The organism is Gluconacetobacter dulcium, from assembly GCF_014174165.1.
GTDB lineage: Bacteria > Pseudomonadota > Alphaproteobacteria > Acetobacterales > Acetobacteraceae > Gluconacetobacter > Gluconacetobacter dulcium.
Genome location: NZ_JABEQN010000011.1, coordinates 121,957 through 132,075, shown reverse-complemented (window position 1 = coordinate 132,075; position 10,119 = coordinate 121,957). Strand labels below are relative to the sequence as shown.

Annotated in this window: 9 protein-coding genes and 1 tRNA gene; 8 read left to right on the top strand and 2 right to left on the bottom strand. The window is 59.3% G+C overall.

The features are described 5' to 3' along the window. The first annotated feature begins 193 nt into the window (after window positions 1-193). From HLH25_RS10670 to istB, 4 genes are all read left to right on the top strand, one after another. On the top strand, window positions 194-1,225 hold the full coding sequence (locus HLH25_RS10670; protein ID WP_182974034.1) for a FecR family protein: 1,032 nt from the start codon (window positions 194-196) through the stop codon (window positions 1,223-1,225). Between the two features lie 245 nt (window positions 1,226-1,470). Continuing rightward, on the top strand, window positions 1,471-3,861 hold the full coding sequence (locus tag HLH25_RS10665) for a TonB-dependent receptor (protein WP_182974033.1): 2,391 nt from the start codon (window positions 1,471-1,473) through the stop codon (window positions 3,859-3,861). A 143-nt stretch (window positions 3,862-4,004) separates the two neighbouring features. Then, window positions 4,005-5,528 carry an IS21 family transposase gene (gene istA / locus HLH25_RS10660; RefSeq protein ID WP_182974032.1) on the top strand — a complete coding sequence of 508 codons (1,524 nt, stop codon included), beginning with the start codon at window positions 4,005-4,007 and terminating at the stop codon, window positions 5,526-5,528. Further along, the gene (gene istB, locus HLH25_RS10655) at window positions 5,518-6,297 is read left to right on the top strand and encodes an IS21-like element helper ATPase IstB (RefSeq protein WP_182974031.1); all 780 of its coding nucleotides are present in this window, start codon (window positions 5,518-5,520) and stop codon (window positions 6,295-6,297) included. Before istA ends, istB begins: the two co-directional genes overlap by 11 nt. Before the next feature lie 227 nt (window positions 6,298-6,524). Here istB and HLH25_RS10650 read toward each other — a convergent pair. Next, window positions 6,525-6,599: transfer RNA gene (locus HLH25_RS10650), tRNA-Gly, on the bottom strand. Window positions 6,600-6,801: 202 nt separating this feature from the next. On the opposite strand from HLH25_RS10650, the gene HLH25_RS10645 reads away from it, so the two are divergent. The 3 genes from HLH25_RS10645 (at window position 6,802) to HLH25_RS10635 (ending at window position 8,833) form a co-directional block, all read left to right on the top strand. Next, a complete protein-coding gene (locus tag HLH25_RS10645; protein ID WP_182974030.1) occupies window positions 6,802-7,818 on the top strand; it encodes a tetratricopeptide repeat protein in 1,017 nt (338 codons plus the stop codon). Window positions 7,819-7,888: 70 nt separating this feature from the next. Further along, window positions 7,889-8,575: an LON peptidase substrate-binding domain-containing protein gene (locus tag HLH25_RS10640; protein ID WP_182974054.1), complete on the top strand. Its 687-nt coding sequence runs from the start codon at window positions 7,889-7,891 to the stop codon at window positions 8,573-8,575. Between the two features lie 66 nt (window positions 8,576-8,641). Beyond that, window positions 8,642-8,833 carry a Trm112 family protein gene (locus HLH25_RS10635; protein ID WP_114729276.1) on the top strand — a complete coding sequence of 64 codons (192 nt, stop codon included), beginning with the start codon at window positions 8,642-8,644 and terminating at the stop codon, window positions 8,831-8,833. Window positions 8,834-8,855: 22 nt separating this feature from the next. Here HLH25_RS10635 and panC read toward each other — a convergent pair whose 3' ends face one another. Continuing rightward, a complete protein-coding gene (gene panC / locus HLH25_RS10630) occupies window positions 8,856-9,737 on the bottom strand; it encodes a pantoate--beta-alanine ligase (RefSeq protein ID WP_246401988.1) in 882 nt (293 codons plus the stop codon). A 232-nt stretch (window positions 9,738-9,969) separates the two neighbouring features. Between panC and HLH25_RS10625 the strand changes: the two genes are divergently transcribed. Beyond that, window positions 9,970-10,119, top strand: a complete 150-nt coding sequence (locus tag HLH25_RS10625; RefSeq protein ID WP_246401978.1) for a hypothetical protein — start codon at window positions 9,970-9,972, stop codon at window positions 10,117-10,119.

Genomic DNA, 10,119 nt, shown 5'->3' with positions numbered 1-10,119 from the left:
TCCGACGCCCGGAAACCTCTCCAAAAGCCAATTGGCCTGCGCTACACTCTGTCTGCATCGGGTCTCTGGCCTCGCTCGCGGATTTTCCTTTTCCAACAAGAACTTTCGCCGTTTTCAGAGCCCGATGTACCTACTCGTGTGAGATATCCGGGTTAGCGGTCAGTTGCCTTCCTTTCTTCTCCAAGGTTCAGTTATGACTTCTCCCACCGAACGCGAACAGGCGGAAAACGAGGCAGCCGAATGGTTGCTGGTGCTTGCTGAGCATCTCGACGATGAAATAGTACGGGAGCGGTTTGAGCTATGGTGTCACAAGACGTCGTTCAATGCTGAAATATGGGAGAGAACACGCCGGGCTTATGATCTGGTGGGCCGCGCCCCTGCGGAGCATCAAGAACATTGGTCGTCCTATGCGACTGAAGGGCGCACGAAGCGGGCTTTACCTACTGTCCGGCCTGGTAAGCAGGGGGTAATACCTCCACCGTCCCGGCTGCCCATAAAACCGCGAGGGGTTTGGATCGGTGCGCTGTGCGCCGTTTGTTCGCTCGCTGCCGTCGTTGTTTTGTCCACTGATCTACCGCTCCGCTTGCAGGCGGATGCTATGAGTGGCACGGGCCAGACGCGAGACATAACGCTTGCTGATGGTTCGAAGGTCATGCTTGCGCCGCGCAGTGCTATAGCGTTCGCATTTCGGAATGGTCGGCGTGATGTGCGCCTGTTGCGTGGGGAAGCGTTTTTTGAGGTGGTGCATAACGCTGAGCACCCTTTTTCAGTCGCAACAGATCATATGACGGTGACGGATGTGGGGACGGCATTCGATGTCGCACGCAATACAGATAGTGCGCTGGTCTCCGTGGAGCAGGGCAAGGTCAATGTTCGCAGCGTGAGTGCTGCTTCCTCGGTATCGTTCGATCTTGAAGCCGGGGAGGCAGCCCACGTACCAGATATGGGAATAGTAGCACATGAACACGTCGATGCGACGGAAGTCGCGACGTGGCGTAGTGGAGCGTTGATCGTGCGCGATCAGAGCGCCGAACAGGTTATCAATGCACTGCGAAACTATTATCACGGGGCCGTTCTACTTCATGCGCCCGTCTTTGCTAAGCGTAGAGTGACAGGAGTGTTCGATCTCCGTCATCCGGAACAAACGCTTCGCGAACTGGCGGTTTCTCACGCTGCCAACGTGCGCCGTATGTCTCCTTGGCTGCTGGTGGTGACTGACGGCTGACGTTTATCCGGTTGGAGCAACTGTTTTTTTGCTGGATAATTTTTTTTGAAAAAAAATAGTTTCAGGGGAGGAAATGGCCGGGAGCTATCCGTTGTTTAAGTAGGAACTAAGAATACGACGCAATTGCGATTGTCTGCGCGTAGAGCCTCAACGGATGGTAAAAACGGATGTTTCAGAGAACTGGAAGCGGCCCCTTAGCTAGGGGGAGAGGCTATAGCATTGTACTTCTATTGGCTTCGACAATCTTGGTCGCAGCACTCCCCACGGCAGTATTGCATGCACAAGGGAATAGCGAGGAGGTCAGCCCGGCCAAACCGTTTTCCATTCCTGCTGAGAGTCTTTCTGACGCGCTGATCGCTTTCGGACGGCAGGCCGGTGTGCAGGTGACAGTCGACAGCAATATCGCAAAAGGCATTCGTACGAATGCCGTTAGTGGTAAAATGACGTGGCCGCAAGCTATTCAGAAAATGCTTGGCGGCACGGGTTTATCCTATCGACTCAATGGGCGAATGATCGTTGTAGGAAACGAAGGTGCATCGCCAATAATGCTTGGCCCCGTAAGAGTCGGTGGAACTGCTCTTCCGACCACAGCCATGATTGGTAATCTGACCCCAGTTCTTTCTGGAGGAGAAGTGGCTGATGGTGGTCAGCTTGGTATTCTTGGAAATCGCAGTATTATGGATACACCTTTCAATCAGACAAGTTATACTGCGGAATTCATTCAAAATCGTCAGATCAGAACGATACGAGATGCTCTGAAAGATACGCCGTCGGTAAGAGGAACGTGGGGAACGGGTTCACCAGGCCAAGAAAAAATCCAGATTCGCGGCTTCGATGTTGGTGGTTTCGATATGAGCTTTGGCGGGCTATACGGTATAGTTCCTGCCAGCGCAGCGCTAACTGAATTTGCTGAACGTGTCGAAATTCTGGAAGGGCCAGGCGCGCTACTAAATGGTATGTCACCGGGAGGCGGAGTTGGTGGAACTGTAAATATTGTTCCAAAAAGAGCACACGACACACCGATAACTTTCATAGAAGCAGATTATAACTCAAATCTTCAATTTGGCGGCCACGGGGATATCGGACGGAGATTTGGAAAAAACAAAGAATTTGGTCTTCGACTCAATGGTATGATTCGATCAGGCCCCACTGCTATTTCCGGGAATGGTATGAAAACTGCACTCGTCGGGATTGGTGGTGACGTAAGGCTGAAACATGTTCGTCTATCGGCTGATTTTGGTTACCAATATCGAAGAATTGACGGTATTCTTCCTTATTTGTCTCTGGATTCCGGAGTTCCCGTCCCCGATGCTGCTCAAGTTAAACGCAATCTTGGTCAATCGTGGACCTATAGTGAAGATCAAGATATTTTTGGGGTGTTTAAAGGTGAAGTAGACATTTTCCGGAATGTTACTGCTCACGGGAGTGTTGGTGTGCATGACACTAACGGAACAAGTCTATATTATTCTGGCATTGCAGTCTCAGACCAACAAGGTAATGGCCACACATGGTGGCCATTTTCAGATGCTTTACGGGGCAGGACGATCGTAGCGGATATTGGAATCCGGGCGCAAGAAAAAACTGGGCCAATTACACACGATATAGCATTTTCAGCCAATAGATACTGGACAGAGAGCGGTTGGGTGGCTGGTTATCCAGATGATTGGCCTGATTATAGCGTCAATATCTATCAAGGATTGAAAGTGCCTCGCCCAACAGTGTCTGTGGCACATCATATTCCGATAGGGAGCCTTTCCACACTATCCAGTCTAGGATTTGCCGATACTGTTTCGGCGCTGGATAAGCGTATACAGATTACGGCTGGTTTGCGGGTTCAAAGAGTGCAATCGCAAAATATCGACGATGGTGAAGTGACAAGCCGTTATGATAAAACTGCGCTCAGCCCTGCCGTTACGGCTGTTTTTAAACCATTTAAACATATGTCTTTTTATGGAAACTGGATACAGGGTTTGCAGCAAGGAACAATAGTCGATTCATCATATGCAAACCGCGGGCAGATTTTTTCACCTTATAAAACGACTCAATATGAGTTGGGAATAAAAGGTGACATTGGTAGATTTATTGCTACATTTGATGTGTTTCAGGTCGATGTTCCTAGTACGGTCCATGATTTAAATAAAAATACATTAACTATCGATGGAGATGAACGCCATCGCGGTTTGGAACTAAATATTTCGGGGAAGTTGATACATGAGCTTAGTGTGACTGGCGGCATAATGTTGATTGACCCTGTCTTGCGCCATACTGACGGTGGTCAATATGATGGTGAAAGGGCTTCCGATATTTCCCCCGTTAATTTCAATATGGGCTTTAATTATAATTTTCCATTCGTGAAAGGATTGTCTTTTACAGCAGATGTAATTTACACCAGCAGCCAATATATTGAGCGGCCTGTACCGCGTAGAAGTATTCCTGGTTGGACAAGGCTTGACCTTGGGACACGGTATGTGATGCGTAACCCTGTGGCAAAAAACGGAAAGATAACCTTCTTTCTGAATGTCGATAACGCCAACAATGCGCACTACTGGAATTCAGGCGGTGGTAATTCCAGTGCAGGATCAATGACAATGGCAGCTCCTCGTACGTTCCGCTTTGCAGTCGCTGCTGATTTCTGAAAATAATTCTGGATATAAAATAATTATCCCTGTTGATTCGCGTTGAGAAGTGACCCTTTTTGGGCGGTAATTTTCATTAGGATTTGACCCGTGTCTGACACTGGCCCCGGCGCATTGGTCCGCGGAGATGAGGAGTGATCAGCATGGAGTTATCGAGTGTGATCCGTCGGAGGCATTATCGGGAACATCTGCCGATCCGCGAGATCGAGCGCCGGACGAAGCTGTCGCGCAACACGATCCGCAAATATCTCCGGGCGGAGACGGCGGAAGTGAAGTTCAAGGTTCCAGAGCGTCCGAGCCGTCTGGACCCGTTTTCCGAGAAGCTGGAGGGCTGGCTGTTTCTGGAGGCGGCGAAGTCGCGCAAGCAGTGCCGCACGGGGCGCCGCCTTCATTCTGATCTTGTGGCGCTGGGCTATGATGGCTCTTATGCCCGCGTGGCGGCGTTCATCCGGGACTGGAAGACGGAGCGGCAACAGGCGAAGCAGACGACGGGGCGCGGGGTGTTCGTTCCCCTGCGCTTTGCGCCCGGAGAGGCGTTCCAGTTCGACTGGGGCGAGGATTGGGCGACAATCGGCGGTCGGCGGGTGAAGCTTCAGGTTGCCCATACCAAGCTGTCCTACAGTCGGGCGTTCATTCTGCGGGCCTATCCGCTGCAGACCCACGAGATGCTGTTCGATGCGCTGGGCGAGGCGTTCCGCGTGCTTGGCGGCGTTCCGCGCCGGGGCATCTTCGACAACATGAAGACCGCCGTGGACCGGGTCGGCCCGGGCAAGGCGCGCCAGGTCAACCTGCGCTTCTCGGCGATGGTGAGCCATTACCTGTTCGAGGCGGAATTCTGCAATCCGGCGGCGGGCTGGGAAAAGGGGCAGATTGAGAAGACTGTCCAGGACGCGCGGCGGCAGATCTGGCAGGAGATGCCGCATTTTCCAGACTTGGCTGCGCTGAACGCCTGGCTCGAGACGCGGTGTCTGGCGCGTTGGGTCGAGTTGCGGCATGTCGATCTGCCCGGCAGCATCGCCAAGGCCCATGCGGGGGAAGTGCCGCACCTGATGGTCTTTGGCCGCCCGTTCGACGGGTTCGTCGAGCACGCCAAGCGGGTCGGTCCGACCTGCCTCGTGCAGTTCGAGACCAATCGTTACAGCGTGCCGGCCTCCTTTGCCAATCGGCCGGTCAGCCTGCGCGTCTACCACGACCGGCTGGTGATCGCCGCCGAAGGCCGGATCCTGTGCGAGCATCGCCGGATCGTCGAGCGGTCCCACGGCGTGCCGGGCCGCACGGTGTATGACTGGCGGCATTATCTGGCGGTGATCCAGCGCAAACCGGGCGCGTTGCGCAACGGCGCGCCGTTCGCCGAATTGCCCGGGGCGTTCCGCACCTTGCAGGCGCATCTGCTCCGGCGCGCCGGGGGCGACCGCGAGATGGCGGAGATCCTGGCCCTGGTGCTGCATCATGACGAGCAGGCCGTGCTCTGCGCGATCGAACTCGCGCTCGAGGAGGGGGTGGCCACCGAGACCCACGTCCTCAACACGCTGCACCGCCTGACCGACGCCAGGAAGACGGGAGCCTCCAGGCTGGACGCGCCGCAGGCGCTGGTGCTGGAGCGCGAGCCCCGGGCCGATACGAGGCGGTATGACGCACTGCGCGGGGAGGGCCGCCATGCGTCATGACCCCGCGGCAGGAGCCCTGATCGTCATGCTGCGCGGCCTGCGGATGTATGGCATGGCCCAGGCCACGGCCGAGCTGACCGAGCAGGGCGCGCCGGCGTTCGAGGCGTCCATCCCTGTCCTCTCCCAGCTCCTGAAAGCCGAGTTGGCCGAGCGCGAGGTGCGCTCCATCGCCTATCAGACCAAGACCGCCAAGCTCCCCGCCTACAAGGACCTGGCCGGCTTCGACTTCTCCGTCGCCGAAATCAACGAGGCCATGGTGCGCCAACTCCATGGCGGGGATTTCATCGACCGGGCCGAGAACGTCGTGCTCATCGGTGGACAGGGCACCGGCAAGACCCATCTGGCAACGGCGCTGGCCGTACAGGCGATCGAGCATCACCGCAAAAAGGCGCGGTTCTGGTCCACCGTCGATCTCGTCAACGCCCTGGAGCAGGAAAAGGCCGCCAACCGGGCCGGACAGATCGCAGACCGTCTCCTGCGCCTCGATCTCGTCATCCTCGACGAACTGGGATACCTGCCGTTCAGCGCATCCGGCGGTGCTCTGCTGTTCCATCTCCTCAGCAGCCTTTACGAGCGCACCAGCGTCGTCATCACCACCAATCTGAGCTTCGGCGAATGGGGCGACGTTTTCGGTGATCTCAAGATGACGACGGCCCTGCTCGATCGCCTCACCCACCACTGTCATATCCTCGAAACCGGAAACGACAGCTTCAGGTTCCGCGCAAGCTCCGCCACCCCAAAAGCCAGAAAGGAAAAAGCACCCTCTTGACCACCTCCCAAAACATAAGGGAGATACTCAAAGGCCGGGTCAATTCTCGATGAAAACCCCGGGTCAGTTCTCAGTGAAAATTAACAGGCTGAGGCCATCAAGAGGCTGACATAGCTTGCTCAGCCCGTGCCCAAATCGCTCGGCAGGCTCGCTATGTGATTTGTCCAGTTTTATCCAATTGATCCGAGACGGGAGCGGTTAAATTCCGCGGAAAACTGCTGTTTTCTTGGAGCGGGCGATGGGATTCGAACCCACGACCCCAACCTTGGCAAGGTTGTGCTCTACCCCTGAGCTACGCCCGCTCACCGTGTCGGTGAACGGGGGTTTAAGGGAAAGCGGATCGACTGACAAGAGGGGAAAATCATCTTCGGTGTTTTTTATGACAGGGGTGCATTGCCGCTTGTGAGACAGGAAGGCGATGACAATGTTAAGGTCAGCATGAGGCCGGGCAAGCCCGGCGATAGAGCACGATAAAACGCGATAAAACAGGCAGGATCGGTTTTCATGGAGTACATCATCGGTCAGTCCCGCGCAGCGCAACGGCCAGCAGGCGGCCTGGTCGACGCAGCAGGGGCCCCGGCAGTGGGAACCGCAGCCGCCGGCAATGCCAGCCACGCCGCCAATGGCGCGGAGATGATCATCGACGGCACCCAGGACAGCTTCATGCAGGACGTGCTGGAAGCCAGCCGTACCATGCCGGTGCTGGTGGATTTCTGGGCCACATGGTGCGGGCCATGCAAGCAGTTGACCCCCGTGCTGGAAAAGATCGTCCGTTCGGCGGGTGGTCGGGTCAAGCTGGTCAAGATCGATGTCGACGCCAACCGCGCCCTGGCCCAGCAGCTCACGCAGGTGGGGCTGCCGCTGCAATCGATTCCGCTGGTGGCCGCCTTCTGGCAGGGACAGATCCTCGACCTGTTTCAGGGCGCGCAGCCGGAAAGCGAGATCAAGCGCTTCGTCGAGGGCCTGCTTCAGGCCGCCGGCGGCGGGGCCATGCCGGCCGCGGAACTGATCGCCGCCGCCCGCGCCGCGCTGGACGCCGGCAGCGCCGAGGAAGCGGCGGGGCTGTATTCCCAGACCATCGAGATCGAGCCCGAGAACCCGGCCGCCTGGGGTGGTCTGGCACGCGCCCTGATCGTGATGGGGGACGAGGAAGCCGCCGAGGCCGCCCTGGCCGACGTGCCCGCCAAGATCGCCGACCATGCCGAAATTACCGGCGCCCGCGCGGCCCTGGACCTGAAGCGCGAAGGCCGCAAGGCCGCCGAGGAAGCCGAGGATCTGCGCAAGCGTCTGGCCGCCAATCCGGCCGACCATGAAGCACGCTACGAACTGGCGGCGGCGCTGAACGCGGCCGGCCTGCGCCAGGAAGCCGCTGACGAATTGCTGACCATCATGCGCCAGGATCGCGGCTGGAATGACGATGCCGCGCGGCTGCAACTGATCCGGCTGTTCGAAGCCTGGGGGCATGACGACCCGGCTACCTTGCAGGCGCGGCGCCGCATGTCCTCGCTGCTGTTCTCGTGACGTGCGCCCTCAGGGCTTGCGCGCATTGATCGACGACGACGTGCCGCGTGCCGTCCCGCGCCTGCGGGACATGACACTGGCGGACATGCCGGCCGAGCTGGGGTTGTTCCCACTGCGCGAGGTGCTGCTGCTGCCTCGGGGCAAGCTGCCGCTGAATGTCTTCGAGCCGCGCTATGTCGCGCTGCTGGAGGATGCGCTGGCGGGGAACCGGCTGGTCGGGATGATTCAGCCGCGTGACGATGCCATGGAGGACGAGGGCAGCGACGGGGTTGAGGACGGAGACGGCGAGAACCCGTTTCCGCCGCTGTACACGATCGGCGCCGTCGGCCGCGTGACCTCGCTGACCGAACGGGCCGATGGCACCTATGCCGTGACGCTGACCGGACTGGCGCGCTTTCGGCTGCTGCGGGAGACCGGCCTGCATCGCGGGTATCGGCGGGCCAGGATCGACGTGTCATCCTTCGCCTGCGACCTGACCGACGGCGCCGACCTGTTTTTCGACCGCAGTCGCATGCTCACGGCGCTGCGGCGCTATTGCAGCCTGCGGGGCTTCGGCACGCGCTGGAACGTGATCGACCAGATGGATGACGAGACGCTGCTGATCACGCTGCCGATGATCTGCCCCTTTCCGGCCGCCGAAAAGCAGGCGCTGCTCGAATCCGCCTCGCTGAACGACCGGGCGCAGACATTGCAGACGCTGCTGGAACTGGCTGGACATGAGCCCGGCGACGATGCATCTGACCCACCATCGGCGTGAGGCGCCACCCCCGCCGCGCCTGATGCCCCGCCTCCGCCACCGGCCATGCGTACAGGAGACCAGCCGATGACCGAAACCGCCCAGCCCCCTCTGGACCCGCGCCTGCTGTCGATCCTGGTCTGTCCCGTGACCAAGGGGCCGCTGATCTATGACCGCGAGGCCGGGGAACTGATCAGCCGGCAGGCTGGCCTCGCCTTCCCGATCCGCGACGGCATTCCCATCATGCTGCCCGACGAAGCCCGCTCGCTCGACGCCTGATTTCCGGAACCTTCTGGTGCGGTTACGTGCCGGCGGCGAGAACCGGCACGTTATCAATCAGCCGCACCCCGGCCAGCCATGCGGCCGCCAGCAGCCGCGCCGGCTGGCCGTTGAAGCCTGCCAGCGGCGCCAGGTCGGCTTCGCGCCGTAATTCCAGATATTCGACATCGCTGAAGCCGGCCGCCAGCAGATGTTCGCGCGTTGCCGCGAGGACCGGGCCGGCGGGCTGCCCCCCCGCAATGGCGCGGGCCGCGTCCGCCAGGGCCTGGGGCAAGGCGCGGGCACGATCGCGGTCTCCGGGGCCGGTGAGGCGCCGGTTGCGGGACGACATCGCCAGCCCGTCGGCCTCGCGCCGGGTCGGGCAGGCTTCCACCCGGATCGGGATATCCAGATCCGTGGCCATCCGGCGGACGACATGCACCTGCTGGAAATCCTTCTCGCCGAAAAAGGCCGCGTCGGCCTGGCTTTGCAGGAACAGCTTGCACACCACCGTCGCCACGCCGTCGAAATGGCCGGGGCGGTGGCCGCCGCACAGGCCCTCGGACACGCCGCGCACCGAGACGGTGGTGGCGAAGCCGGCGGGATACATGTCGGCCACCGTGGGGGCGTACAGCACATGCGCGCCGGCTTTCGCCAGCAGGCGCGTGTCCTCTTCCATGACGCGCGGATAGGTTTCGAGATCGGCCGGGTTATCGAACTGGGTCGGGTTGACGAAGATCGAGACGATCACGCGGTCGGTCGCGCGCAGGGCGGCACGGACCAGGCTGAGATGGCCGTCATGCAGAGCCCCCATTGTCGGCACCAGCCCGACCGTCAGCCCGTTTCGCTTCCAGCCGCGCACCGTTTGCCGCAGGTCGGCAACGGCATGAAGCGTGTGCATGTCGGTGATAAAAATGTCCAGCATCGTGCCCTGCTGCCCGTTCCGTGACGTGAAATCTTTGCGTCGGGTTATATCGGCCCGTTTCCCCGCCAGGGAAAGCCCGGCACCATCTCTTCCGCGTGAGCCGGGATGTCTGCTATGAACGGATTCGGTCTCGGCCGTGCCGCGATGCGTGGGTGCATTGCCTGATCGGCAGACGACCGGGATATTCTTTTATCCAGTCTCCGCACGGCGGATATCTGGCAGGAGGCCCCCTTTGTTCCAGACGATGCGGTTGATTGGCCTGGCGGCCCTCGTTTTCTCGGTTGCCGCCTGCGGCGGGGGCAAGCATCGCCCGAAGAACCAGAAGGAAGCCTGGCAGAGCATGGGCTTCGAATCCGGCCTGAAGACGTCCGGAACCCACTGA

Excerpts from the sequence above, each read along its gene's own strand:
- HLH25_RS10670 (WP_182974034.1), top strand. The coding sequence starts at position 194 with ATGACTTCTCCCACCGAACGCGAACAGGCGGAAAACGAGGCAGCCGAA.
- istA (WP_182974032.1), top strand. The coding sequence starts at position 4,005 with ATGGAGTTATCGAGTGTGATCCGTCGGAGGCATTATCGGGAACATCTG.
- istB (WP_182974031.1), top strand. The coding sequence starts at position 5,518 with ATGCGTCATGACCCCGCGGCAGGAGCCCTGATCGTCATGCTGCGCGGC.
- HLH25_RS10645 (WP_182974030.1), top strand. The coding sequence starts at position 6,802 with ATGGAGTACATCATCGGTCAGTCCCGCGCAGCGCAACGGCCAGCAGGC.
- HLH25_RS10640 (WP_182974054.1), top strand. The coding sequence starts at position 7,889 with ATGACACTGGCGGACATGCCGGCCGAGCTGGGGTTGTTCCCACTGCGC.
- HLH25_RS10635 (WP_114729276.1), top strand. The coding sequence starts at position 8,642 with ATGACCGAAACCGCCCAGCCCCCTCTGGACCCGCGCCTGCTGTCGATC.
- panC (WP_246401988.1), bottom strand. The coding sequence starts at position 9,737 with ATGCTGGACATTTTTATCACCGACATGCACACGCTTCATGCCGTTGCC.